This is a genomic window from Levilinea saccharolytica (assembly GCF_001306035.1).
In the GTDB taxonomy this organism is placed as follows: Bacteria; Chloroflexota; Anaerolineae; order Anaerolineales; family Anaerolineaceae; genus Levilinea; species Levilinea saccharolytica.
This window is the reverse complement of sequence record NZ_LGCM01000045.1, coordinates 17,255-43,188: the sequence shown is the minus strand read 5'-3', so window position 1 is coordinate 43,188 and position 25,934 is coordinate 17,255. Positions and strand designations below refer to the sequence as shown.

20 protein-coding genes are annotated in these 25,934 nt (G+C 65.2%); 6 read left to right on the top strand and 14 right to left on the bottom strand.

Going from position 1 to position 25,934, the window contains the following annotated elements:
• Positions 1-12: 12 nt before the first annotated feature.
• Together ADN01_RS13060 and ADN01_RS13055 are read left to right on the top strand one after the other, a co-directional pair.
• Entirely contained in the window at positions 13-1,458 is a 1,446-nt protein-coding gene (locus ADN01_RS13060) for an NADH-quinone oxidoreductase subunit N (RefSeq protein ID WP_062417366.1), read from the top strand.
• 88 nt (positions 1,459-1,546) lie between these two features.
• Positions 1,547-3,436 carry a hypothetical protein gene (locus ADN01_RS13055; RefSeq protein WP_062417367.1) on the top strand — a complete coding sequence of 630 codons (1,890 nt, stop codon included), beginning with the start codon at positions 1,547-1,549 and terminating at the stop codon, positions 3,434-3,436.
• Here the strand turns inward: ADN01_RS13055 and ADN01_RS13050 are convergent.
• Together ADN01_RS13050 and ADN01_RS13045 are read right to left on the bottom strand one after the other, a co-directional pair.
• Positions 3,433-5,427, bottom strand: a complete 1,995-nt coding sequence (locus ADN01_RS13050) for a discoidin domain-containing protein (protein ID WP_062417368.1) — start codon at positions 5,425-5,427, stop codon at positions 3,433-3,435. The genes ADN01_RS13055 and ADN01_RS13050 overlap by 4 nt on opposite strands.
• A gap of 13 nt (positions 5,428-5,440) precedes the next feature.
• Positions 5,441-6,586: a hypothetical protein gene (locus ADN01_RS13045; RefSeq protein ID WP_062417369.1), complete on the bottom strand. Its 1,146-nt coding sequence runs from the start codon at positions 6,584-6,586 to the stop codon at positions 5,441-5,443.
• A 950-nt stretch (positions 6,587-7,536) separates the two neighbouring features.
• On the opposite strand from ADN01_RS13045, the gene ADN01_RS13040 reads away from it, so the two are divergent.
• The gene (locus ADN01_RS13040; protein ID WP_062417370.1) at positions 7,537-9,588 is read left to right on the top strand and encodes a PP2C family protein-serine/threonine phosphatase; all 2,052 of its coding nucleotides are present in this window, start codon (positions 7,537-7,539) and stop codon (positions 9,586-9,588) included.
• A 1-nt stretch (position 9,589) separates the two neighbouring features.
• On the opposite strand, the gene ADN01_RS13035 is transcribed toward ADN01_RS13040, so the two are convergent.
• The 9 genes from ADN01_RS13035 to ADN01_RS12995 all read right to left on the bottom strand — a co-directional run bounded on the left by ADN01_RS13035 (position 9,590) and on the right by ADN01_RS12995 (position 16,839).
• Positions 9,590-10,834: an MFS transporter gene (locus ADN01_RS13035; protein ID WP_062417371.1), complete on the bottom strand. Its 1,245-nt coding sequence runs from the start codon at positions 10,832-10,834 to the stop codon at positions 9,590-9,592.
• A gap of 24 nt (positions 10,835-10,858) precedes the next feature.
• Positions 10,859-11,689, bottom strand: a complete 831-nt coding sequence (locus ADN01_RS13030; protein WP_062417372.1) for a DUF92 domain-containing protein — start codon at positions 11,687-11,689, stop codon at positions 10,859-10,861.
• 103 nt (positions 11,690-11,792) lie between these two features.
• Positions 11,793-12,290 carry a hypothetical protein gene (locus ADN01_RS13025; protein ID WP_062417373.1) on the bottom strand — a complete coding sequence of 166 codons (498 nt, stop codon included), beginning with the start codon at positions 12,288-12,290 and terminating at the stop codon, positions 11,793-11,795.
• Positions 12,291-12,419: 129 nt separating this feature from the next.
• Positions 12,420-13,322 carry a PH domain-containing protein gene (locus tag ADN01_RS13020; RefSeq protein ID WP_062417374.1) on the bottom strand — a complete coding sequence of 301 codons (903 nt, stop codon included), beginning with the start codon at positions 13,320-13,322 and terminating at the stop codon, positions 12,420-12,422.
• A gap of 11 nt (positions 13,323-13,333) precedes the next feature.
• A complete protein-coding gene (locus ADN01_RS13015; protein WP_062417375.1) occupies positions 13,334-14,518 on the bottom strand; it encodes a DegT/DnrJ/EryC1/StrS family aminotransferase in 1,185 nt (394 codons plus the stop codon).
• Positions 14,519-14,605: 87 nt separating this feature from the next.
• On the bottom strand, positions 14,606-15,019 hold the full coding sequence (locus ADN01_RS13010) for a hypothetical protein (RefSeq protein ID WP_062417376.1): 414 nt from the start codon (positions 15,017-15,019) through the stop codon (positions 14,606-14,608).
• 8 nt (positions 15,020-15,027) lie between these two features.
• Entirely contained in the window at positions 15,028-15,393 is a 366-nt protein-coding gene (locus tag ADN01_RS13005) for a DUF4190 domain-containing protein (protein ID WP_062417377.1), read from the bottom strand.
• Between the two features lie 33 nt (positions 15,394-15,426).
• Positions 15,427-15,996: a DUF4126 domain-containing protein gene (locus ADN01_RS13000; RefSeq protein ID WP_062417378.1), complete on the bottom strand. Its 570-nt coding sequence runs from the start codon at positions 15,994-15,996 to the stop codon at positions 15,427-15,429.
• 21 nt (positions 15,997-16,017) lie between these two features.
• Positions 16,018-16,839, bottom strand: coding sequence for a DUF2085 domain-containing protein (locus ADN01_RS12995; protein WP_062417379.1), 822 nt, complete (start codon positions 16,837-16,839; stop codon positions 16,018-16,020).
• 94 nt (positions 16,840-16,933) lie between these two features.
• On the opposite strand from ADN01_RS12995, the gene ADN01_RS12990 reads away from it, so the two are divergent.
• Positions 16,934-18,088, top strand: a complete 1,155-nt coding sequence (locus tag ADN01_RS12990; RefSeq protein WP_075071193.1) for a DUF3048 domain-containing protein — start codon at positions 16,934-16,936, stop codon at positions 18,086-18,088.
• 104 nt (positions 18,089-18,192) lie between these two features.
• Here the strand turns inward: ADN01_RS12990 and ADN01_RS12985 are convergent, their stop codons facing one another.
• From ADN01_RS12985 to menC, 3 genes are read right to left on the bottom strand one after another with little or no spacing between them, the layout of a single operon-like run.
• Positions 18,193-19,329 carry a M20 family metallopeptidase gene (locus tag ADN01_RS12985; RefSeq protein ID WP_062417383.1) on the bottom strand — a complete coding sequence of 379 codons (1,137 nt, stop codon included), beginning with the start codon at positions 19,327-19,329 and terminating at the stop codon, positions 18,193-18,195.
• The gene (locus ADN01_RS12980) at positions 19,310-20,146 is read right to left on the bottom strand and encodes a GNAT family N-acetyltransferase (protein WP_062417384.1); all 837 of its coding nucleotides are present in this window, start codon (positions 20,144-20,146) and stop codon (positions 19,310-19,312) included. The genes ADN01_RS12985 and ADN01_RS12980 overlap by 20 nt, the downstream gene beginning before the upstream one ends.
• Positions 20,143-21,249, bottom strand: a complete 1,107-nt coding sequence (gene menC, locus ADN01_RS12975; RefSeq protein WP_062417385.1) for an o-succinylbenzoate synthase — start codon at positions 21,247-21,249, stop codon at positions 20,143-20,145. The genes ADN01_RS12980 and menC overlap by 4 nt, the downstream gene beginning before the upstream one ends.
• 393 nt (positions 21,250-21,642) lie before the next feature.
• Here menC and ADN01_RS12970 point away from each other — a divergent pair, with 393 nt between their 5' ends.
• Together ADN01_RS12970 and ADN01_RS12965 are read left to right on the top strand one after the other, a co-directional pair.
• Positions 21,643-23,010 carry a cryptochrome/photolyase family protein gene (locus ADN01_RS12970; protein WP_062417386.1) on the top strand — a complete coding sequence of 456 codons (1,368 nt, stop codon included), beginning with the start codon at positions 21,643-21,645 and terminating at the stop codon, positions 23,008-23,010.
• 108 nt (positions 23,011-23,118) lie between these two features.
• Positions 23,119-25,920: a molybdopterin-dependent oxidoreductase gene (locus tag ADN01_RS12965; RefSeq protein WP_062417387.1), complete on the top strand. Its 2,802-nt coding sequence runs from the start codon at positions 23,119-23,121 to the stop codon at positions 25,918-25,920.
• Positions 25,921-25,934 lie beyond the last annotated feature (14 nt).

The following is a 25,934-nucleotide window of genomic DNA, read 5'->3' as shown; positions in this document are numbered from 1 at the left end:
GAGAGTGACGCGATGACACTGAACGATCTGATCACGATCCTTCCTCTGGCCTTTTTAGCGGCCTGGGGTGTGCTGCTGCTGCTGGTGGATCTGTGGATCCCCGCCAACCGCAAGGGCCTCACCGCTATCTTGGCGGCGGGCGGGTTGGCCGTGACCCTGGGCCTGACCCTGGCGCGCGGGCAGCACAGCCTGGAAGCCTTTAACGGCATGGTCTCTGTGGACGGCTTTGCCGTCTTCCTGGATGTAATCTTCCTGGGCAGCGGCCTGGCGGGCATTGCCCTGGCTTATGACTACCTCAAGCGCACGCACATCGAACGCGGCGAGTATTACTCCCTGCTGCTCTTCACCGTGGCGGGCATGATGCTGATGACCTACGCCAACGATCTGGTCATCGTCTTCCTGGCCCTGGAGCTGCTCTCGCTGCCCCTGTACGTTATGGCTGGCTTTGCGCGCTTGCAGCTTTTGTCTGAAGAAGCCGCCCTCAAGTACTTCCTCATGGGGGCCTTCTCCTCCACCTTTGTGCTCTACGGCGTGGCCCTCATCTTCGGCGCCACCGCCCGCACCGATCTGCCGGGGGTGGTGGCGGCGGTGCAGGGCGGAACGGCCAACCCGGTCTTCTTCTTGGTGGGTGCGGCCATGCTGCTGGTGGGCTTTGGCTTCAAATCCGCGGTGATGCCCTTCCACATGTGGGCGCCGGACGTGTACCAGGGTTCGCCCTCCTCCGTGACGGCCTTCATGACCGTGGGGGCCAAGGCCGCTGGTTTCGCCGCGCTGCTGCGCGTGTTTGTGGTGGCCTTCCAAAGCATCTCAGCAGATATGACCCCCATCTTGTGGGCGTTGGCCGCCCTGACCATGTTTGGCGGCAATATCCTGGCCATCGCCCAATCCAACATCAAACGTATGTTGGCCTATGCCAGCATCGCCCAATCTGGCTACATGCTGATGGCCTTTGTGCCTTACGGGCAGGGAGCCGTGCTCAAAGACACCATCGCCGCCATGCTCTTCTTCCTGGTGACCTATTCGCTGGCCACCTTGGGGGCCTGGGCGGTGGTGATTGCTCTGGAAAAAGAGGAAAACAAAGACCTGGAGATCGCCGATTACGCCGGGCTGGGGCGCAAATACCCCTGGCTGGGCGCGGCCATGACGGTCTTCATGCTGTCCTTCACCGGCATGCCCCTCACTTTGGGCTTCTGGGGCAAATTTTACCTGTTCAGCACCGCGGTGGAAGGCGGTTTCACCGGCCTGGCCCTGGTGGGCCTGCTGACCTCGCTGATCTCGGCTTACTACTACCTGCGCGTGGTGGTGTACATGTTCATGAAACCCGGCGAACCCACCCTCACCCAGGACCCCTGGATTCAGCTCACCGCCCTGGTGTCGGCTTTCCTGGTGGTGGCGCTGAGCCTGTTCCCCGGCCCTCTGCTGGATTACGCCTCGGCCGCGCTGATGCTGCTGCGCTGAGGACTCTGCGTTGACTCACAACGGCCCGCCCACCCCCGGCGGGTCGTTTGATTCTCGCCGACCGGAAAACACGGTACAATTGGAGCCGATGAAAACGCGACTCGCCCGTTGGCCCCTGGAAAGCCTTGCCCCGCTGCTGCTCTTCGCCGCTTTGCTGGCGGCGCCCCTGCCCTGGCTGAAAACCGCCGGAGGGGCAGCGCGCACCGATTTCAGCGTGCCTTTGCTGCTCAGCGCTGCCCTGCTCTACGGTGCCCTGCGCCTGCCGGGGCGCTGGCGAAACGCCCTCAGCCTGTCCGTCACCCTGGCGGCGTACGCCCTGGCGCTGGTGGGGCTGTGGGCCAACGGTCTCAGCGAAACCGCCGTGGTCAGCGGGCTGCTGCCCTGGAACGACGCCGCTTCGTATTATCAGGACGCGCTGCGCCTGCTGCAAGGCAGCCCCGTCACCAGTTTTTCGGCGCGCCGTCCGCTCTTCGCGGGGACGCTGGCCCTGCTGCTGACCGTCACCGGCGGGCATCTGCAAGCGGCCCTGGCGGCGCTGACCTTGCTGATGGCCCTCAGCGCCCATGCCTTCACACGCGAAATTCAGCGCACCCACGGCCCGGCCGCTGCGGCGGCCTCCTGGGCGGTGCTGTTCTTGTTTGCCCGGCGCTTCACCGGCATCGCCCTGACCGAATCGGTGGGCTTTTCGCTGGGGGTGCTGGGGCTGGCCCTTTTGTGGCGCGGCGCGGCCCACCAACGCCTCTGGCACGCCGCGGCGGGTTTGCTGACCCTGACCCTGGCCCTCAACGCCCGCGCTGGAACCTTCTTTGTGCTGCCCTTGCTGCTGCTGTGGCTGGGCTGGGCTTTCCGCGGGGTGCGCCGCTTTGCCTGGAGACCCGTGCTGTGGGGCGGGCTGGCGGTGGCTTTGGGCTTTGCCCTCAATTTCGCCGTGCTGCGGGTGGTGGCCTCGCCCACCTCGGCGGCTTTTTCCAACTTTTCGTTTTCGCTCTACGGCGTGTCGGTGGGGGGCAAGGGCTGGACGCAGGTCTTCCGCGATCACCCAGAGGTGGCCAACCTGCCGGAGCCGCAGCGTTCGCAGACGGTGTACGCCCTGGCCCTGGATGAAATTCGCCGCCAACCGTTGAATTTTGCGCGCGGCGCGCTGCGCCAATGGCAATTATTCTTTACCGATCCCTGGTTTGGGGTGTATTCCTATGTGGGCGGCGAGAACCCGCGCCTGCAGACGGCCGCCTGGCTGGGACTGTATGTGCTGTGGGGGTTGGCCCTGGTGCGCGCTCTGCGCCGCCCGCCGCAGCCCATCCCCTGGTTGGTGCTGGCGGTGTGGGTGGGGGTGCTGCTCTCGGTGCCCTTTGTGCCCCCGGAAGATGCGCACAAAATGCGCCCCTACGCCGCCACCATCGCCGTGTTTGCCTGGCTGCCCGCCCTGGGAACCGCCGAGCTGCTGCGCTGGCTGCGCCTGGAGGCCTGGGAAAGCCGCGCCCTGGGCGAAACCCCGCCCATGAACCGACTGCCCGGCGCGGTGCTGGCCCTGGCGGGGCTGGTGGTGCTGGCGGGGCCGCTCAGCCTGCTGATGGGGCATGCGCCTGCTCCCCTGCCGGAATTGACCTGCCCCGCCCCGCAGGAGTCGGCGGTGGTGCGTTACCAGCCGGGGACATTCATTCAGCTCATCCCCAAAAGCGACTTGCGCCCGGACGTGCTGCCCAGCTTCCACACGGAGCTGTTCCGCCGTCAGGTGCACAACCTGCCCAACAGCGAAGCCGCGCTGCATTTTGAAAGCCTGAAGGCTCCGGCCTGGGTATGGCTGGATGTGGACCGGCGCACGCTGAAACGGGTGTGGGTGGTGCTGGACGAACCGCCGCCCGCGCCGGAACAGGCCGCCTGGCTGGGCGTGTGCGGGTCGTTGCTGGAGACCCCCGACAGCGCCGAAAAGCCCTTCCTTTTCCGTGTGCAGCGGGTGATCTGGGCGCAGCCGCGCTAAGGCCGGAAAAAGCCGTCGGGTGAATGCGAGTACACGCTCAGCCGCCACAGCATCAGGCGCTGATCGGGCCCGCCGCGGTAGCGCAGACGCACATAACGAAATTCCCCCTGCTGGGCCAGCGGGTACTGGTAGACCGTCTCCGACACGGTGCGCCGGCGGCCCGCATCCCCGGCGCGTGAATCATAAACCACCTGCCAGGCTCGCCCGTCGGCCGAAGTCTCCCAGCGGTAATCGCTGAACACCGCCGCGATGCCCCGCCCCTCGCCCTGATAACCGGATTTCACTTCCAACACGCTGGCCCGCCGCACATGCCCTAAATCGAGGGTCAGGGTCAGCGGCCCGCTGTTGCCCGCCTGGGCAAAGCGCTCATCCGCGAAGCCGCGCAGCGCCCATTCGATCCCCGTCTCTTCCGTAAATGCCGCTGCCCCCTCCGCCACCTGGGCGCTCCGGGCGTAATCCTGGGGCTGGAAGGCCCACAGCAGGCTGACCCCGGCGAAAAGCCCGCCTGCCATCAGCAGGGCGGCTGCGTAGCGTCCGCCGGAACGCAGACGAGCTTCGGCGGACGGGTCGGGGGCGCGTCCCGGGGAAAATTTCAGCAGCAGGTAGAACATCACCACCGGCAGGATGTGCAGAACGGCGCGGTTGGCCGAATCGCCGATGCCGTAGCGGTAGGGGTCGCGCAGCCCGCTCTCCGTCATCAGGAACAGGAAAAACACGCCGATCCCCAGGCTGAAGATGCGCTCGGCGGGCAGCGCGGGCTGGGTCAGGGCCAGCAGACCCAGGCCCAACACCACCAGCCACAGCGGCCCCCACCACCAGCCTTTGAAGAGTAGGTTATCGGCCGTCACCCGCAAACTCTGGAGCATGGTCTGCGGCGCGGCCAGGGTGAAGACAGCAAAGGCCAGCCCCACCGCGGCCAGTTCCACCCAATGCAGGCGCGGCAGCCAGACGCGCGCCAGGCTGGGCCAGCGCTGCGCCGCTGCCAGCAGCAGGGCAAAGCCCGCCAGCGCAGCCAGGATGAAGGCCGCGTTCCCAGCATTGAGGTAGTTCGTGCCGCTGGGGCCAAAAAACAGGATGCGCCCCATCCACAGGCCCGCCAGCGCTAAAAACGGCGCGCATACCCGCAGCAGCCGTGCGGGGGGCACCGCGCCCAGGCTGAGGAAGACCGCCAGCGAAAGTAGCCCGTAGAGGGCTCCGTCAATGCGCGTCAGGCTCAGGCCGGTGAAGGCCGCCGCGGCCAGCCCCAGCCAACCCGCCTCGGGTTCGCGCTGCGCCCACCACAGGCTGACCATGCCGGTGAACAGGAATGCGGCGGCCGTCAGATTGTCGTGAATGTGCCCGCTGTGGAAGAGAAACAGGTAACTGGCGGCAAAGCCCCCCAGGGTCAACCCGGCCGCCGTGCGGGCCGTGCCCGCCTGTGCGCCCAGCGCGCGCAGGCTGCGCACGCCCAGGGTCAAAAACAGGGTGCACAGCGACAGGGCCGTCAGCGGCTGGTGCAGAACGTGATATTCCGCCCCCACCCAATAGGCCGCGGCTTGCAGCGACACGGGCAGCAGGCTGTTGCCCTGCAAATTGGCCTGCACCGACGCGGAAAGGCCGTCGAGCACCAGGGCACGGCCGGTCAGAATTTTGACTACACTGTCGCCGGTGGCCTGCGAGAAGTTGAAGCGTGTGCCCAGAGCGGCCAACAGGGTGAAGAGCAGCCCGCTCCCGGCCAGGACCAGCCCTTGCGCGCGGCTCAGGTTCAGCTCGCCGCGCCGCCGCGCCCAGAGCAGCGCCGCCAACCCCACCGCCGCCGTCCCCAACCCGGCTGAGATCAGGGTGTAGGGGATGCCTAGCACCAGGATCACTGCCGTCACCGCGGCCCAGGCGGCCGCGCCCAGCAGATAGGCCGAGCCTGCCAGCACACCCAGCGGCAGCCGCCGCCCAGCCGCCAGCCCCAGGCTCAGCCCCACCAGAAACAACCCCACACTCAAGCCGATCAGGTTCAAAGCGTCCTCCCCCTCATTCCCAGGCGCAGGGGTACACCAGCAAATGATCCGCCGTCAGCGCCTCCAGGCAGATACGGACTGCGTCTTCGGCGGGCGTCACGCGCAGCAGGGTGTAGCGCTGCCATAGGCCGCTGTCGGGATTGCGGATGGATAGGGTATCCTGGGGGCGTTCAGCCAGGGCTTCCAGGCGGCTCACTGGCGGTGCCTCCGTGGCGCGAGCTTCCACACCGGCCAGACGCCCGGCGTAGGTCAGTTTTTCTGCGCCCAGGCTCAGTTCGCGGGCCAGTTCGGGCCGAACCACCAAGGTGCTGCCCGCAAAGTGATCGCTCAGGTAGACCAGCAGCGGGTAGGTGGCGAACTCGTAGCCCTCATCCGTGATCAGCTCCATCAGGCTGTTGTCGGGCTGGCGGTCGAGGTGGTAGTAAGAAAAAGTGTTGGTGTCGTAGAAGCGCGCCGCATGGGTTGTAGTTAATGCCCAGACCGCCGCCATGAAGATCAGCGGTGTGAGGCGCAGCCAGCGACCGCCCCAAAGGAGCAGCCCGGCCAGCCACAGCCCGCTGCCCAGCCACAGGGACGCGCCCAGGAGGGGATGTTGGGTGAAGAGGAAATAGCTCATCTGCTGGGGGGTGACCGCACCGGAGAGAAACAACGTCCCCACCCCCACCAGCAGACCCCCACCGCCCCAGGCGAGGATGCGGCGCTGCGCGGGGGTCAGGCCGGTCTGCGCGGGCTGCGGCCCCAGCGGGGTTTGGCCTGCGCCGGAGGCCAGGAGCCAGCCCGTGAGGGCGGTGAGGGCGCCCCACACGGTCAGGAAGGCGCCCGCCGGGCGCAGCCGCAGGGCAAAGGGCTGCACGGCCGCGGAATAGGCTTCCGGCGGCAGGGAGAGGATCACCACAGTGATCAGATGGAGCAGCCAGCCCAGGGCTGCCCCTGCCCAGACCCAGCTGGGGCGCAGATGGTCCACAAAGCCGCTCAGCCGCGGCCAGCCCTGGCGCAGCCCCCAGGCGAACAGGGTCAGGCCCGCCGTCAGCAGGGCAAAGGCAGCCGCGCCGGCCCAGGCGATGGTTGTGCGGCCTTGCCCCCAAAAGGCAGCCGCAGTCCACAGCGCCGCGGCGGCGGCTGCGGCGGCATATAGGCTCCAGGCGGTACGGTGGTGCATGTGTGCGAACTGCCTCCCAGGGGTGTGGAATTCAGCCATGAAGTATACTACCCCTCTTTTCGATCCGTTGGTTTCATTTTGTGGGGTTAATTGTATAATTAACCCTGGCGGTTCGCCCAGCCCTGTCCTCGCAGCCTTGATCCGGTAGGGTGCGCTCGCTTTTTGAACGCACCACGCCCCAAAGGGATCCGTACCTTTTGTGGGAGAGACTGCTTCGGCCGGGAAGGTCACCCGGCCTCGCAGTGACACTTCTTGGTGTCATCGCGAGCCGTGAAGCGGCGTGCCCTCGCACTTCGAGGGCGCGGCGATCTCTTCCCTCAGGGTGGAGACTGCTTCGGCCGGAAAGATCATCCGGCCTCGCAGTGACAAGGTAGGCTGAAGGGATCTGCTCTTTCTGGGTAGAGACTGCTTCGCCCCCAAAGAGCGGGGGCTCGCCCTCAAAAGGCGAGGGCAAGCAGTGACACTTCTTGGTGTCATCGCGAGCCGCAAAGCGGCGCGGTGATCTCTTCCCTCAAGGTGGAGACTGCTTCGGCCGGGAAGCCCCGGTAGGGTGCGTTCGTTGTCTGAACGCACCACGCCCCAAAGGGATCCGTACCTTTTGTGGGAGAGACTGCTTCGGCCGGGAAGGTCACCCGGCCTCGCAGTGACATAGTAGGCTGAAGGGATCTGCTCTTTTTAGGTAGAGACTGCTTCGACCCGAAAACCCATCGGGTCTCGCAGTGACATGTCAATGTGAAGCGGTCTGCTTTTCTGAGGTGGAGACTGCTTCGCCCCCAAAAGGCGGGGGCTCGCCCCCAAAAGGCGGGGGCTCGCAGTGACATGGTAGGCTGAAGGGATCTGCTCTTTTTAGGTAGAGACTGCTTCGTCCTCAAAAGGCGAGGGCAAGCAGTGACATCAATGGCAGGTTCGCGGCCGCAACGGACCGCACTCTTTCCCAACACAGGTGAGCGTTGCACAACTTCTTACTGCGCATTGCCCGGCTGTTCAACCGCGGCGAAACTTCAAAAGGCTTTCAGGAGCGAGGGGAAAACGTCACCGAGGCCTTTGCCCTGCTGTACACCGCCCCGCTGGCCCTGGCGGGTGTGGTGTGGCTGATCCTGGCCACCGACCTGGAAGCCCTCCCAGAACAGATTTTTTACCTGCTGGGGCTGCTGGCGTTATTTTTCCTCTTTGAGCAGTACGATTTCTACACCTATTATGAAATCCAGCCCGGCAACTACGCCTCGTGGCAGGAGAACCTGTGGAGCCTGGTGCATTGGCCGGCGGTGCTGGTTTTTGGCCCCAACGGGCTGTGGCCGTTTGTGCTGTGGGCCATCTTCAGCCAGATTCTGCGCTGGCGCCGCGACCGCATTACCCGCTCCAGCCTCAACATCGCCTGGAACCTGACCCTCGACCTCACCCGCGCGGTGCTGCTGGCCCTGGCGGCCCTGAGCATTTACCCCTTAATCGGCGGCAGCGTGCCCATGACCGGCCTCACCCGCCGCAGCGTGTTCCCGGCCCTGGGCATCAGCCTCATCTGGCAAATCCTGTCTTTCCTGCTGTGGCTGCCCTACCTGTGGCAGACCGCCAATTTTAACGCCCGCATGCAGAAGGGTTCCTCGATATTTTGGCGTTTTTCGCTCATGACCACCGGCTGGCACCTGCTGGTGATGCCCTACGCGGTGCTGCTGGCGGGCCTGTTCGTGCAAAACGGCCTGGGTGCCTATCTCTATTTGCTCAGCGGCACCCTGCTGGTCAGCCTGATGGCTAATCAGCTCAGCCGCGCCGCTGACCGCAGCCACATGCGTTCGCGCGAGCTGGGTGAGCTGGAACGCCTATCGCAGGCCTTGCTGCTGGCTCCGCCGGACGCCTCCACCCTGCCGCAGGTGCTGCAGCAGCATATCCCCAGCATGTTCGCCAGCTGTTACGTGGACATTCGTTTGTTCAACGGGGAGACCCTGTTCCGTTCGGATCACGACAGCCCCGCCGCGGATGAGACCTTTTGGGATTGGGCGCGCAGCGCGGAGCAGTCGCGCGTGTTCCCCCTGGACAGCGTGCTGCCCTGGAACCAGACCCGCTCCCGTTCGGCGGTGGTGACCGTGCCGATCGTTTTGAAGGATCACCCCGCGCCTATCGGCGCCCTGTTCCTGGCGCGCCAACGCTCTGCCGAGCAAATTGACGCCACCGTGCCCGCGGCGCAGTCCCTGGCGGCGCAGATTGCCGCTGCGCTGGACGCCGCCCGCATTTACGCCCGCACCCTGGCCCACCAACGCGTGGAGCAGGAATTACAGCTGGCCGGGGAGATTCAGGCCAGCCTGCTGCCCGATGAACTGCCCGCTCTCAAAGGCTGGGATTTCAGCGCCGCCCTGCTGCCCGCCCGCGAAACCTCAGGCGATTTTTACGACATCATCCCTCTGCCCAACGGACGGGTGGCCCTGGTGATCGCCGACGTGGCCGATAAGGGCATGGGCGCGGCCCTGTATATGGCCCTCAGCCGTACCCTCATTCGCACCTATGCCGTGGCTTACCACACCCGCCCCGACTATGTCATGCGCGTGGCCAACCAGCGCATCCTCAAAGATACGCGCGCCGATCTGTTTGTGACCGTGTTTTATGCCGTGCTCGACCCCATCAGCGGCGAAATGACTTACTGCAACGCCGGGCACAACCCCCCTTGCTGGCTGCGCGCGGATTCCAGCGATACACCCTTGCTGCGCCGCACAGGCATCCCCCTGGGCATCTATGAGGATGTCACCTGGGAGCAGGTCAGCGTGCGCTTGCAGGCCGGAGACCGTCTGGTGCTGTACACCGACGGCATCACCGAAGCGCAGAACGCCGCTCAGGAATGTTTGGGGGATGAACCTTTCTACGAGCTGCTGAAAACCCTGCGCGGCCAAAGCGCCGCGGCCATTCACCAGGCGGTTTTAGAAGCCGTGGCGGCGCACAGCGGCGGCGTGGACCAATCCGATGACATCACCCTGATGGTGGCGGCCTGCGACGAACTGGGCAGCCCCGCCGAATGACCTAATCGCGCGGGTCTTCCCCCTGCCCGGCGGCGGGTGGATTCGGGGCGCGCAGTTGGGGGCGGATGAGACCCAGGACGGGGGTGAGCAGCGCCGAGGAACTGAGCAGCGCCGCCGTGATGGAAACCTGCTGGGCCACCAGCCCCACCAGCGGCCCGCCGCCAATCTGCCCGATGGCGTCCACCTGACTGCTCATGGAAAGCACGGTAGCGCGCACCTGTGAATCCAGGCGCTGGTTCACCCAGGCGGTGTACAGCGGCTCCACCCAATTGCGCAGCACCGAAATGATCAAATACAGCAGCAGCGCGGCTGGAAGCCAACGCGTCACGGCAAAACCCGCCAGGCTGAGCACAATCCCCGCGCTGGCCGCCGCGATCCAACCCGCCAGACTGCGCAGGCGGGTCACATCCACGCGGCGCTGCACCATCTCCACCGCGGCCACCGAAAGCAGCATGGCCGTCCCGCGCAGCAGGCCCATCCACACCACCGGTTCGGCCCACGGAAAGCTGTAATTTTGCAGCAGGTGCGCCACCCACAGACGGTCAAAGCCCTCGCTGTACAGGCCGTAAAACAGCCCAATCCACAAGATGGCGCGCAAGGCCGGGCGCTGACGAACCGTGCGCAGGCCGCCGCGGAAGGTCTCGAACATATTGCCCCAGGTGGTGCGCTCGGCGCTGGGGGTGGGCTTAAAGCCGTTTTCGGGCATGGTGAAAATCAGCCCCAGCCCCAGCAAGGCCATCAGCGCACCGCAGGCCACCAGCGGAAAGGCCAGGTTGACCCGCCCCAAGAGGGTTCCGGCCGCGATGCCCGCCAGGCCGGTGAGCATTTCCAGTTGGCGCGCCCGCAGGAAGGCCTGGTTGGCGCGTTCTTCGCCGATCTCATCGCTGATCCAGGCTTGCAGCGCCCCGCTGGTGAAGGTGTAGCCCACCCCCCACAATACCTGGGCCAGCAAGATGGGCACAAAAAAGGGCAGCAGCCCTTCGGTGATGAAGCCCGCTCCCACCAGAAACAGGCCGATGATGATGGACAGGCGGCGGCTGAAGCTGTCGGCCACCACGCCGGTGGGCACTTCGAAGAGGAACACCGCCGCCTCCAGGGTGGTGCCCACCAGCACCAGCTGCAGCGGGTTGAGCCCCGCCACGGTCACCTCGTACAGGCTGGCGACGGTGAAGGCCATTGAAAAACCGAAAGCGGTCAGACCGCTGTAGATTAAGAACAGGGGGTAGGCTGCGGTGCGTTTTATCAAGAGGATGTGTCCAAAAATGGGATCTTAAAAGACAAACCACAGGGCAGCGGCCAGCGCCCCGCTGAGGGTGCACAGGGTGTTGACCCAGTCGTTGCCCAGCCAGCTCAGGCCGCGCAGGCGGGTGGTGGGCGTGCCGCACAGGTGCAGGGGATGGCGCTCGGTCTCTTTGCCGCAGGCCGGGCAGTGATAAATGGCCTGCAGGGTGGCGCCCAGGAGCGAATCCACCAGGCTGCCGGCCAGACCCGCTAGGGTCACGGCCGCCAGGGCCGCGGCGATCTGCTCCCAGCCCAGGGCCAAAAGACCCCCAGGCCAAAACAGCACCGCCAGCAGGGCGATGAACAAGGCCCCGCTGCCGGCCGCCAGCGTGCCAGCCGCGCTGATGCCGCCGGAGGTGCCGCGCTCCACGCGCTGGCCGGTGGTGATCAGCCGCGGCGCGCTGCGGCTCAACACGCCCAATTCGGTGGCCCAGGTGTCCGCGTTAGCGGCGGCCAGCGCCCCGGCAAAACCGGCCCACGGCCAAAGCGCCTGTGGAAAGAGCACATGCAGGATCACGAACAGACCGGCGATGCCCCCGTTGGCGGCCACCTGGGCGTAATCGCGCTGGGAACCTTTCGAAAATTTCTCGTTGAGGGCTTCCTTGCGGCGGCCCGCGAAGCGCGACAGCCCGCTGGAAGACACAAAAAAGCCCACCAGCAGCACCGCCCAGCCCAAACCACCCAGGCCAAACACCACCGTGCCCAAAACGGCCGCGGCCAGCGCCCCCGAACGGCTGAGGCTGCGCGCGCGGTAGGCCGCCAGGGCGATGACCACGGCGGCTGCCAAACCGATGACCAGTTGTATCGCGTTGATCTTCATGGGCGTGTCACCTTTCGGGCCCGATTATAACAGGCCGGAGCGTCAGAGATGAAAAAACTCCCCTGGCGTTTTGGGCCGGGGGAGTCGGTCGGTTCACAATCGGTCAGCCGTTGGCGGGGCCGTTGTAGAAAATCGGCAGGAAGAAGGTCCAGGCCAGCACCGCCAGCGAACCGATCCAGGAAATATGCACGCCGTAGGCGGCGAAGGGGCCGCCCAGGGTGTAGACCCAGATGATGAAGGACACGGCGGAGATGACCACATGCCACCAATCCACCGCCAGTTTTTTCTTGGGGTCTCGTGTGCCGAAAATGCGCAGCAGCACCACGCCGACGAGGCAAATGACCGACCACACCAGCAGGCCCACCTTTTGCTCGCTGGGGATCAGGCCGCTGCCCACCAGGTAGAGGCTGATGGCTTCGCCGGGCAGCAGCTTGGTGAGCTTTTCCAGGAAAAATTCGAACTGCTCTTTGGTGCTGGCGGCCGGAGCCGCAGCCGTGACGGGCGCCGCGGCCGCCGCTGACCCGGGGCGGTCGTGCCGCCGGGCGGCGGCTTCTCTTCGGGCGGTAACAGCAGGGCTGACAATACGATAGGGTGCAGACATCCACAACCTCCCTGTTGACTAAACCCTGCCCGTCCGCGGGCGGCAAGGCAGGCTGGACACTTCAGAATCAGTATAGCACAGCGCTGAAAAAACACGCGCTGAAGGAGGGCATGAGTCACCAGGGGAAGGTTACAGCAGCAGAATCAGCACCGCCGCGAAGAGCAAAATCCCCGCCGCCACACTGCTGATCCACAGCAGGTAGGCTACCGGGCGATTTTCGGGCAGGCGAAAGAAAAACAAACCCAGGAGTAAATTAAAGCCGTAGGTCAGCGCGCCCAAGACCGGCAGCAGCAGCGCTCGTTCCGGCGGCCCGGCTTGCAGGGGCAGGCCGCGAGCGTCGTAGCCCAAAGCCACCGGCCCATGCCCAGGGATGAGTACCCCCGCGGTGATGAACATCACCACCATCACCCCCAGCCCCGCGGCCAGCAGAACGCGCGCAAAGGGCTCGCCCCACACGTTCTGCACAAAGGCCGCCGGACGAGCGGAAAGCGGCTCGATGGGCGAGAGGCTGCCCATTTCCATCACCCGCTGAAAGGCGCTGAGGAATTCGCGCGGGTCTGCCGGAGAGATGACGTACACCTGCTGGCGGGTGGCCACCAGGATGAGCGTTTCGGCGTCCCCGGCCAGGTACTCCACCAGCCCCAGGCCCTCCACCATGCGCCGCCCCAAGATGCCCCCCGGCAGCGATAGCCCCGGCAGCGGCAGGGCATAGCCCAAATCCGCCGCGGAAAGCACCCATTCAACTTCCGGCAGGGGAATATCCTCGCCGCGCAGCCCCCAACGCAGCTTCAGCCCGTCGCGCTCCAACGTGTAGCTGGCCCGCAGCAGGGCGTAGCCGCGGTAGGCCGCTAGAACCGCCGGGGGCAGCAGCAGCACCGAGAGGAGCAGCAGCAGCACAAAATAGGCCCCCACGGCAGCCTGGGTGGCAAAGTACAGGCTGCCCGCGCTCACCCCCAACAGCAGCAGGGCCAGGCCAAAATGCAGCAGCAGGCCCTGGCGGCGAACGGGGGTGAAAATCTGTGCTTCGGACATACTCGCTTTGCCTACAGACAGCTCGCCAACGTGCGGCAGACGGCGTCTACCTGTTCTTCGCTCATCTTGCCGGAAAACGGCAGGGCCAGACCGCGCTCGCCCAGGTCTTCTGTCACCGGGAAGTCGCCGCGGCGGTAGCCGAAACGTTCCATCATGTAGGGCTGCAAATGGATGGGAGAGAAATAGGGCCGCACCGGTACGCCGCGCGCCCCCAGCCGTTCGGCCAGGGCTGCCCGATCGGCGCCCCGCGCCAGACGGATGACATACACAAACCAGCTCACCCGCGTGGTGGAAGGGATCAGCACGGGGGCTTCCACGCCAGGGATCTCGGCCAGACGCTCAGCGTACCAATCCGCCACCTGTTGGCGGGAGGTGAGCAGCTCGTCAATGCGCGCCATCTGGGCCGCGCCCAGGGCCGCCGAGAGTTCATCCAGGCGGTAGTTGTAACCCAGGTAGGTGTGTTCCAGCCAGGTGTCGCCGGGGGCGCGCCCCTGGTTGCGCAGGGCCTGCATCAGCGTGCTCATGCGCTCGTCGTCGGTGATCACCAGGCCGCCCTCGCCGGTGGTGATTTGCTTGTTGGGGTAAAAGGCAAACACCCCGCAGTCGCCCAGCGTCCCCGCCGGACGGCCCTTATACTCGGCCCCCAGGGCTTCGCAGGAATCTTCGATCAGGCTCAGGCCGTGGCGGGCGCTGATGCCGCGCAGGGCGTCGTAATCGGCGGGCTGACCAAACACGTCCACCGCCAGCAGGCTTTTCAAAGCCCCGGGCGCTTCGGCCCCGGTGCGCGGCAGCCAGCGCTGGGCCGCCGCCCCGCCCGCCTGTAAATCCTGGGCAGCCTGGGCGGTCTGTTCGACGTCCATGTTGCCGGTCACGGGGTCCACATCCACAAACACGGGCACGGCCCGTTCATAGAGCAGCGCGTTGGTAGAGGCCACAAAGGAGAAGGGCGTGGTCAGCACGCGGTCTCCGGCGCCCACCCCGCAGGCCAGCACACACAGATGCAGCCCGGCCGTGCCGGAATTCACCGCCAGGGCGTGGCGGCTGCCCGTGAAGCGCCGAAACGCCTCTTCAAAGGCCCGAATCTGCGGCCCCATGCTTAAATTGGGGGTCTGCAAAACGCTCAGCACCGCCTGGCGTTCGCTCTCGGTCAGATCCGGGGACGACATGGGAATGCGTGGGGGAGCTTGATAGTCCATGAGGCTGATTTTACACCTTTTTTGGCGCTTAAAAGCAAAGGCCGGGCATGACCCCGACCCTGGCTTTATCTTCTGAATGACAGCGGATTAGATCAACGCCAACAGCGGGGCGACGCGGCTGAATTCGTTCATGAGCTGATCGAAATCCATCATGCCCGTGCTGAACACCACCAGGGGCACAACCACGCAGCAGCAGCACAGCAGCACCAGGACCACAATCAAGATGATCCACAGGGTCTTGTTGCTTTTCTTCTCTTCAACGGGCGGAACAGCGGGGGGAGTATAATCATTCATTTTTGCCTTCTCCTTTGGGGTATCGGATGAAACCGGGGGGACTTCTTCGGGCGGCAGCGGCTCTTCCCATTGGGGTTTGGGGGCAGAATCCGCCGCGTCCGGTGCTGCTTTCTCTACTTTGGGAGCGAAGACCGTCGGGCTGCTGTTGGAGGGCGTTTCCGGCGGCACAGGCGGGTCGGTATCACGGGGGTCTTTATACTCGCTCACGGCTCCTCCTAGGGGACGTAGTAAAAACTGCTGTTGATCTCGTTCATGAAGGGCAGCATGCACAGGGGCGCAGAGATGGCCCCGGCGAAGATCAGCACGCCCAGGCACAGACCAATCAGCGCTAGAATGATATTGGCGTAGCCCAAAACCAGGCCAATGGTGGCCATGCCGTCACCGCTCACCCGGCCGTAGGATTTTTTGATCTCCCCTTTGGCCACATGGCCAAAAATGACCGCCAACAGCCCTCCCAGGCCGAACACACCCAGCCAGCCCAAAATGCCGCAGATCAGGCTGATGATGGCCGAACTGCTGGTGGTCACCGCCACGGGCGGGGGATATTGGGCGTTTGGGGGCGGATATGGAACCTGTGACATCCGTGCACCTCCCTCTCTGATTAAGATGATTGATTAATGCGCGGCCGCAGTACGGTTACTGCGCCGCCAGAACCACCAGATGACACCGGCCGTCAACAGCACCAACAGGCAGGCGATCACCACTGGGATGACCACCGCCAGGATGGAGATCAGGGTGGAGGTCAGGTCTTCCAAAATGCTCACGGGCACATTGCCCGCGCCGCCCGTGGCTGCGGTGACCGCTGGACGGACCGCCCCGGCCTTGACCGCATGTACGCCGCCCGCCACCAGCAAGCCCATGCCCATCGCCAGGATGGGGTGGATGTCGGTGATGACGTTGGCGCTGGCCGCAAAGGCCACCGCCCCCGCCGCCGGGCGCACGAAGGTCTGAATGGCGTCGTTGATGTGATTGACCGCCGGAAATTTATCCGCAAAAAATTCTACCAACGACAGGACCACCAGAATGCCGATGATCCACCAACTGCTGAGGGTATCCCACGGAGCGCGCAGGGTGATCAAGTTGGTAAAACGCGCCAACAAAGCCACGATGAGCAGCGGGATGTAGGCATTCAGCCCGGCGCTGGCCGATAAGCCAAAAGCGGTGAAAATGCCCAAAACTTCCATCTTCTTCTACCTCCCCAGCCCTTACAGGCCGGAAAAGAACCCGTTCCAGCTGCCCGTCAGCCAGTAGCGGGCGTAATCCAGCACGCCGGTTTGCAGCATGGCCACGAAAAAGCCCGCCGCCAACAGACCCGCCGCCTGACCCCAACGGGTGTAGGCGTTTTCTTTCTTCAAGACCAACGTCCACATCACACTGTAAATCAGGGTCAAGATGATCACCACCGTTAGCGCCGAGAGCAGCGCCAGCGGGTACAGCAAGATCGGATTCTCGCTCCACACCGCCGCGTCCACCACCAGCACCGCCGCCGTCAGAACGGCCATGTCGCGCCAGCCGGTCAATGCCGGGCGCGGGTCCCAGTCTACCCACAGGTTCTGGTTGACCAGCGGCACCAGCAGCGCTGCCATGCCCAACCCCATGCCCGAACCGGTCAGCAGCCGCAGCAGGTTGTGCGACTCGTACACCTGCGGTATGTTCGGAAAGAACTGCACATACGAGTTCAGCCCGTCCACGCCGAAGGCCGCCACGAACAGCCCCAACACGGCCACCACCCGCCAGGGCGGCATGCCGCCGCGTTTTCCCAGCCGGAACTGGTAGATCATGCCCACCAGCGCGCCCAGGTACATGCCGGAACAGCGCGCGCACAGGGGCACGGGGCGGTCGTCGAGGAAAAAGGAGCGCTGCGGAATGCGGTGGCAGACGGCATACCCCACCGCATCGGCCTTGCCCAGCAAACCGGGCGGAGTCAGCGCCAGCCACACCCCCAAAACCAAAAGGGCCGCCGCAAACGGGAGGTAGCGTAGGAATGGGAATGTGCGGCGCTGGGGCTGGGTTGGCGTTTCTTCCATTATGGTTCATTATAGAGGTGAATGGGCCTGCGCGCAAGTGCATTGGCACGCGCCACAAAATCGGGTATGATCCCCTTCAGTAAAGGAGATCCGCTTGAACCCTCTGCAGACTTTTGCCAAAACCATGCTGGCGGCTGCTCTGCTGCTGGGGGCTTGTGCCCCCGCGCCCGCCGCTCTTGCCCCCACCGCCGCCCCCGGCCAGCCCGCCGCACCCGCCGCCAACCCCGCTTTGCCCAGCCCCACCCTGGGCCCCACGGCTGCGCCCTCGCCCAGCGGCCCAGCGCTGAACCCCCTCACCGGCCTGCCCCCGGCCGCGCCAGAGCTGCTGCTGCGCCGCCCGGTGCTGGTGAAGGTGCAGAATGTGCCGCGCGAAGACCGCCCGCAGTGGGGCCTTTCGCAGGCCGATCTGGTGTTTGAATACTACATAGAATACGGCGACACGCGCTTTGCGGCCCTCTTTTACGGCCAGCAGCCCACCGCCGTGGGTCCCATCCGTTCCGCCCGCCATATTGATATCCCCCTGGTGCAGATGTACAAATCCTTTCTGATCTTTGGCGGCGCGTACGATGAGCTGTTTGACCTGCTGTTGGAATCTGATTTTCAGGAGCGCCTGATCCGCGAAGGCCCCAACACCGCCCCGGCCCTCTTCCGTTACGATCCCACCGGCCGCAACAGCCTGCTGGTGAACCTCAGCCTGCTGCCGGAGGTTTACCAGCGCTACGGCATGGATGACAGCCCGCAGGAGCTGAACGGCATGGTCTTCAGCGCCGCGCCGCCCGCGGGGGGTGAAAAAGCCGAGCGCGTGTTTGTGCGCTTTTCGGGCGGCATGTACAACCGTTGGGATTACGACCCCGCCAGCGGGCGCTATTTGCGTTTCGCCGACGCTCAGGACGACCTGAACCGCGACAAGCCGGTGTACACCGCCGCCGTGGACCGCGCCAACGGTCAGCCGATCGGCGCGGAGAATGTGGTCGTGCTGTGGGTGCCGTATGAGCGCGTTAAGGCCGGGGCCGAGGTGTATCAGGCCGAACTGCTGGGCAGCGGCCCGGCGGACCTGGCCCGCGACGGCCAGCTCTTCCGCGTGCGCTGGCAGCGTGACGCGGCGGAAGATGTGCTGCGTCTGGTGGATGAGAGCGGACAGCCCGTGCCCATGAAACCCGGCCAGACCTGGTTCTCGCTGTTGGAGGATGACAGCGCCGTGCGCCAGGAGGGCGCTGACTGGGTTTTCACTTTCCAACCGGTGCCGTAGCCTCGCTTTGCGCTGATCCCTGGCGGATGCAATAAAACCCAGGTTAAACCCAACCGAGGGCCTGCACGCGCAGACCCTCGGATTTTTTTGATTTTTCCCGCGGGTTATTCCTGCCAGCTCTGGATGAGGGCGGCCACGAGGGCGGTGCGTTCGGCCAGGGACGGAACCATAATGAATTCGCGGTCCGAATGGGCGCCGTCGCCCACCGCCCCCAGACCGTCCAAGACGGGCACGCCCAGCGGGGCGACAAAATTGGCGTCCGAAGCGCCCCCCACGGCTTCTTCGTTCAGGAAAAAGCCCAGCTGCACCGCCAGGGCGAAGGCTTTGGCGTAGCAGACTTCCATCAAGGTGTCGCGCGGCATGGGCGGGCGGTTCAGCTCGTAGCGCACGCGCACTCCGGTTCCCACCACCTGGGGGGTGCGGCTGCGCGCCCATTCCTCCAGGCGGAGGGCCTCTTCCATCTGCGTCACACGGAAATCCACCTCGGCCTCAGCCGCATCGGGGACCACGTTGCTGCGCGTGCCCCCGCGGATGACCCCCACGTTCACGGTGGTGCCCCGGCTGTAATCCGTGAGGGCCTGGGCGGCCAGGATGTGGTGGGCCAGCTCTTCGATGGCGTTGCGCCCCTCGGCGTGGGCTGCCCCGGCGTGCGCTGCCGTCCCCTGGGTCTCGATCCTCAGGTCGCCGACCCCCTTGCGCGAGGTCTTGATGGCTCCGCTGGGGGTGGCCGGTTCCAGCACCAGCACGGCCCGCGCCTGTGCAGCCAGTTTTTCAATCAGCGCCCGCGATGACGTGCTGCCGATTTCTTCATCGGAGTTGATCAGCAGCTGCACGGGCAGGCCCGGCCCGCCGGGGGTTTCGTGCAGCGCGCGCAGCGCGGTGACGGCCATGGCGATGCCGGCCTTCATATCCAGCACGCCTGGCCCATAGGCCCGCTCTCCCTCCACGCGGAAGGGCCTTTGCGCGGTGGTGCCCAGGTCAAACACGGTGTCCATGTGGCAAAGGATCAGCAGCGGGCGATCATCCCCGCCCCAGCGGTAGAGCAGATGGTTTCCGCTTTGCGTCTGTGGAAAGGTTTCCACCGTGCCGGGCAGGCCGCCCAAAATCTCCGCCAGCCGCCGTCCCAGGGCGTCCACGGCGGGTTTCTCGGTGGAGGGCGATTCGCAGTTCACCAGCTCGCCCAGCAGCGCCAACATTTCCGCCTCACGGCGGGCAAAGAACTCAATGGGCAGGTGTGACATGATGTCTCTCCTCTTGTTTTTCCAATAAATAGGCCGGGCCGCCCACACGGGTGAAGCCGGTAAGGGCGTAGCCGCGCTCAAAATAATGCAGAAAGAGCTGGCGGCTGTGCAGGCGCCATTCCAGGGCGAGCTGAGGGTCGTTGTCGGCCAGGCGGGTGAAGCGCTCTGGCAGGCGCAGCAGCAGCCGCGGCGCAGTCAAGCCCAGATAAAGCGCAGTGGGCTGACCGTCGGCCACCACGTTCACCGGCTCGGCGTCCGCAAAGCCCGCATCCGGCGGGGTGCCCAGGGCCAGGGCTGCCGTCCGCGGGCTGGCCAAGGGCCAATCCACCAGCAGCCGGTCGGTGGGCGCACCGCTGTCAATGCCCTGCATGGTGCCGTAATAATCCACCAGATATTCGCGGCTGGAGGCCCCCAGGTGGCGGATGTTCAGCTCGGCGTTCTCCGCCCGCAGCGGGTCCACCGTCCACTGCACCAGGGTCACGCCGCGCTCCAGGCACCAATCGCGCTGGAACCATTTGAGGGCCGCACCAATGCCCTGGCCGCGCCATTCGGGCAGCACCGCCAGGCGGTGAGAATGCTGCACCTCCGGCTCACGCGTGGGCAGGCTGAAGCTGAAGCCCACCATGCGCCCGTCCGGCGCAAAAGCCCCCGCCACCAGCCCCCCGCTGAATTGGACGGCGATGAGCACCTCTTTGCACTCCGGGTAGGTATCGGCCCCCCACACGGCCAACTGCACCTGTTCGGCCTCCACCATCTCACGCGCCCCGGCCAGCTCGCGCAGGGTCAATTTGCCCCGTGAGGTGTCCAGCTCTCTCATGGGCGGAATTCCTCGCGCGACAGGGTGAGCTGATCGACATAGGCCATGTCCAGGGTCACGCCAATGCCGGGGCCAGCAGGAACGGGCATCATCCCGTTTTGGGTCTCCAGGGCTTCGTTGACCAGGTCGCGCTTCCAGTAGCGGCTGCTGGAGCTGGTGTCGCCGGGCTTGCGGAAGTTTTCCAGGGTGGCCAGGTGGATATTGTGGGCCCGCCCCACCCCGCTTTCCAACATGCCGCCGCACCACACCGGCGCGCCAAAGGCCGCGGCCACGTCGTGTACGCGCCGCGCCTCCAACAGGCCGCCCACCCGCCCAACTTTAATGTTAATCACCCGCCCCGCGCCGGATTCGAGGGCCTTGCGCGCATCCGCCGCGCTTAAAATGGATTCATCCAGGCACAGCGGGGTGCGGATTTGGGCCTGCAGTTTGGCGTGGTCGTGCAGATCGTCATAGGCCAGGGGCTGTTCCATGTAATCCAGGTCAAAGGCATCCAGGGCGCGCAGGGTGGGCAGGTCGCTGAGGGTGTAAGCCGAATTGGCGTCCACGGTCAAATCGGCCTGCGGAAAAGCCTCGCGCACCGCCGCCACCACATGCACATCCCAGCCCGGCTTGATTTTGAGCTTGACGCGCTTGTAGCCCTGGGCCAAATGCGCCCCGGCCAGGTCGCGGGTGGCCTCTGCCGAGGGCTGAATGCCCAGGCTGACCCCCACGGGAATTTGCGTGCGCGTGCCCCCCAACAGCCGGTAGAGCGGCAGGCCCAACTGCTTGGCCCACAGGTCCCAAACGCCCATCTCCAGCATGGCCTTGGTCATGCGGTTGCCCCGAAACGGCGCCAGACGCTCCATCACCTCCTGGGGGTGCTGCAAATCCACCCCCAAAATGCGCGGCAAAAAGACTTCGCGCAGCAGGGCCAGCGCGCCGGGGATGAACTCCTCGCGGAACATGGGCTGGGGATCCATGACCCCTTCGGCCAGCCCCTCCAAGCCCTCGCCAAACAGGCGCAGCAGCGGCACGTATTTGTCCGTTTCCACGCCAAAGGAGGTTTCAAAGGGGTGCAGCAGCTGCAATTTGACAATGCGAATTTCGGCTCGTTCGATTTTCATGAGGGGCTATCCTGTGGTTCACAAATTCACCGGCGCAGCGGTGTCATCTTGATTGTAGCGGAGATTGGAGCGGGGGGCAAACCCTATACATCCTGAACCATGAGGTTTTGTTAACTTGACTTTTCGCATCGGATCAGGGATACTACTATCAATGGGGCACGCCTTTACACCCCCGCACGCATGCCATCTTTACGAACAGGAGGTGATGTCAACAATGGATAGTAGTTATCAACCCAGCGCTGCGGCATCCCTCCTGGCTTCTGTTTAGCCAACTGATGCCGCAGCCAAACGGAAGGCCGCCCACCTTGGGCGGTCTTCTTTTAAACAGCCCACATTCCCACCCCCGCGGGTTTGCTCGCGGACGCGGCTCTTACACTGCATTGGGAGGCACCCATGACCGATACTGTCCTTTGGTGGCTGCGGCGCGATCTGCGCCTGGAAGATAACCCCGCCTTGCGGTTGGCGCTCAACGGCGACCGCCGGGTTGTGCCGGTGTTCATTCTCGACCCCACTCTGATGGCGCGCCCCGCTGAAAAACGTCAGGCCTTCCTCTTTGCCGGTCTGCGCGCCCTGGATGCTGACTTACGCGACCGCGGCAGCCGCCTGGTGGTGCGTGAAGGCCCGCCTGTGGAAGTTCTGGCCCATCTGAGCGCCGAAAGCGGGGCCAGCGCCGTGTATGCTGAAGAGGACATCAGCCCCTACGCCCGCCGCCGCGACGCCCAGGCGGCCGCGGCCCTCACCCTGCGCCTGGTCACCGGCGCCACAGTGTTCCCCGCCGGGCAGGTGCGCAAGGCCGACGGCTCCCCTTACACAGTTTTCACTCCCTACAGTAAAGCCTGGAAAGCCCTGCCCTTCCCCGGCGCGCCCCAGCCTGCTCCGGCGCGCTTGCCCGCCGTGCCGGATGCGCTCACCTCCTTACCCATCCCCACCACCCCCGCCCCAGCGGATTTTCCCGCGGGCGAGGCCGAAGCCAACCGCCGACTGGGAGCTTTTCTGGACGAGCGCATCGCCGCTTATGCTGATACGCGCGACCGCATGGATCTGGAGGGCACCTCTGCCCTTTCGCCCTACCTGCGCTTCGGCATGCTCTCGGCGCGCAAGGCCGCCTGGGCTGCCCTGGAGTCCGCCCGGCTGGCTCCCCACCCCCAGGCCCGCCGCGGGGCCGAAACCTGGCTGAACGAGCTGATCTGGCGCGAGTTTTATCACGCCATTCTTTACGCCTTCCCCTTTGTGATGCAAACGGCTTTCAACCCCGGCTTGCGCGGCGTGCCCTGGCGAAACGCCCCTGCTGAGCTGGAAGCCTGGCAGCAAGGCCGCACGGGTTACCCGGTGGTGGACGCCGCCATGCGCCAGTTGGCTGCCACCGGCTGGATGCACAACCGTGCCCGCATGATCGTGGCCTCCTTCCTCACCAAAGACCTGCTGATCAACTGGCAGGCAGGCGAGCGATGGTTCATGCGCAACCTGGTGGACGGCGACCCGGCCGCCAACAACGGCGGCTGGCAGTGGGCCGCGGGAACGGGCACGGACGCCGCCCCGTATTTCCGCATTTTTAACCCCAGCCTGCAGAGCGCCAAATTTGACCCCCAGGGCGTGTATATCCGCCGCTGGCTGCCGGAACTGGCCCGCGCCTCGCTGGCGGGCCTGCACGACCCCAACCATTTGACCCCTGGCGAGCGCCGCGCCGCCAATTACCCCCCGCCCATCGTGGATCATGCCGCTGCCCGCGAACGCGCCTTGCGCCTCTACCGCCCGACTTAACTCCGCGCCCAGTGTACTAGATGTCTGGATATTCATCTGCCTGTTTCTCAGGTATAATTTTTTGCGCCCCTTATCCGCTGGAAGACCCTTAACCTTATGTGAGGACGAATGGCAGACCCCACCCTTTCCCTGACGGTCAATCAGCAGCCTCTCGAAATCCCCGAACGCTATTGGAACTGGTCTTTGCTGCGCTACCTGCGCGATGTGTTGGGCCTCACCGGAACCAAATGGTCTTGTGACAGCGAGGGCACCTGCGGGGCCTGCACGCTCATTGTCAACGGCAAGGCGCGCCGCGCCTGCCTGACGCCCATCAAAAACCTGTCTGGGGCGCGGGTGGAAACCATCGAGGCCCTGCAGATAAGCCCAGAGCAGATTCCTCACCCTCTGCTGCAAACCGTGGTGCAGGACGGCATTTTTCAATGCGGTTACTGCGCCCCCGGCGCCCTGCTTTCGGCCAAGGCTTTGCTGGACGAGAACCTGAACCCCACCGAAAAAGAGATCGAGCGCGCCCTCTCGACTGTCATCTGCCGCTGCGCCGGACTCAACCGCATGGACCGCTCTGTGCAGCGGGCGGCGGCCATTCTGCGCGGCGACCAGCCCAGCACCTGGACCCCCGCTGACACCGCCGCCGAAGAGCGCCTGTTGGCCCGCCTGACCGGCAAAATGCCCTACACGGCCGACCTGCGCTTCCCCAATATGCTCTATGCCCAGGCTGTGCGCGCCGGAGCTGCCCACGCCCGCCTCACCCGCCTGGATGTGTCGCAGGCCGAGAGCATGCCCGGGGTGGCGAAGATTTTGACCCGCAAAGAAGTGCCGGGGGCGAATGCCTTCGGCATTTTTGTTTTTGATCAGCCCATTTTCCTCAGCCCCGGCGACGAAGTGCGTCATGTGGGGGACGTGTTGGCGGTGGTTGTGGCCGAAAGTCCCGAGCAGGCCGCTGCCGCAGCCGCCGCGGTGGATTTTGCCCTGGAGCCGCTGCCAGTGCTCACCAGCCCCCAGCAGGCCCTGGCTGCGGACGCCCCCGTTCTGCATGAACGTCTGCGGCTGGCCCACCCGGAAGAGGCTAACGTGCTGGCCCACCACCGCACGCGCAAAGGGGATGTGGCGGAGGGTTTCGCCGCTGCGGATGTGATCGTGGAAGGTGAGTACAGCGTGCCCTTTGTGGAACACGCTTATATGGAAATCGAATGCAGCACCGCCGTGCCCGAAAGCGACGGGAGCCTCACCCTGTACTGCGGCACACAAGGCCCGATGGAAGACCGGCATCAGGTGGCCGCCGCCCTGGGCCTGCCCGAAGAGCGCGTGCGCATCGCCCACCAGTTCATGGGCGGCGGTTTTGGCGGCAAAGAGGACATCGCCGGACAGATCCACGCCGCCCTGGGGGCCTATCACACCGGTCGGCCGGTGAAAGTGCAGTGGACGCGGGCCGAGTCCCTGGCGGTCAGCACCAAGCGCCACGCCCTGCGCATGCGCTACCGCACCGGCGCCGACCGCAGCGGCAAGCTGACCGCCGCCGAAGCCTATATTGTCGGCGATACCGGCCCCTACGCCTCGGTAGGCGAGGCGGTGCTCTTCCGTGCCTGCGTATTTTCCTGCGGGCCGTATGTCGTTCCCCACGCTCAGGTGGATTCGCTGGCCGTGCACACCAACAACGCCGTCGCCGGGGCCTTTCGCGGTTTTGGCAGCCCCCAGGTGGCCTTCGCTTCTGAAATTCAAATGCAGAAGCTGGCTGACGCGCTGGGCCTGGACCCCATCGAATTTCGCCTGCGCAACGCCCTGGAAGTGGGGCAGGCCACCATCACCGGCGACATCCTCACCCACGAAGTCGGTGTGAGCATCAAGGCCTGTTTGCTGGCCGTGCGCGAGGCCCTGGCCAAAACCCCGCCCCCGCAACTGCTGCCGGGGGAAAAACTGGGGGTGGGCGTGGCTGCTGCCTACAAAAACGTGGGCCTGGGGCAGAATCTGCCCGATTCCGCCGGGGCCAGCGTGTCTCTGGAGGCGGATGGGCGTTTTTTGGTGCGCCACGGGGCCACCGACATGGGTCAGGGCATCAACGACGCCATTGTCATGATCACGGCGCGCGCATTGGGCATTCCCACCCAGGATGTGGCCGTCCACACCGCCGACACGCGCTACGACCCGCCCGGCGGGGTCACCACAGCCTCGCGCCAGACCTTCATCTCCGGCAATGCGGCTTTGCGGGCTGCCGAGGCCGTGCGCGAACAGCTCTGGAAAACTGTCTCGGAAGAATTTGGCGTGCCGGTGGAGGACCTGGCCCTGCGCGAACGGGCCTTTGTGCAGCTTTCCAGCGGGCGCCGCCTGATTGACCTGCAAACCCTGGCTGCCAGCGGCCCGCGCTTTGAGGCGCGCATCACCTACGACCCCCCCACCACCGCCGACCAACCTGGCTATTCACCCGCTCAGCCCACCGAAAAGCGCCCGCCGCTGCATTTTGCCTACGATTACGGCGTGCAGGCCGCTCTGGTGGCCGTGCAGCCCGAAACCGGCGCGGTACGCGTGCTCAAAGTGATCGCCGCCCACGATGTGGGCCGCACCATCTCGCGCCGCAACGTCATTGGCCAGATCGAAGGGGCCATTGTGCAGGGCCTGGGCTACGCCCTGAGCGAATCCTTTGTGGTGGAAAACGGCCTGCCGAAAACGCTGAAATTCAAAGACCTGGGGCTGCTGCGTTTTCGCGACCTGCCCGAAATTGAACCCATCATCATTGAAGACCCGCATGTGCTGGGGCCGTTTGGGGCCAAGGGTATGGGCGAATTGACCATCTCACCCACTGCTCCGGCGGTGGTGAACGCCATTCACGACGCGGTGGGGGTGTGGATGACGGAGCTGCCTGTGACCCCCGAGAAACTGCTGGCGGCTCTGCGCGCCGCCGCTGACCCAACCCTTTAATCCCCTCAGGAGGC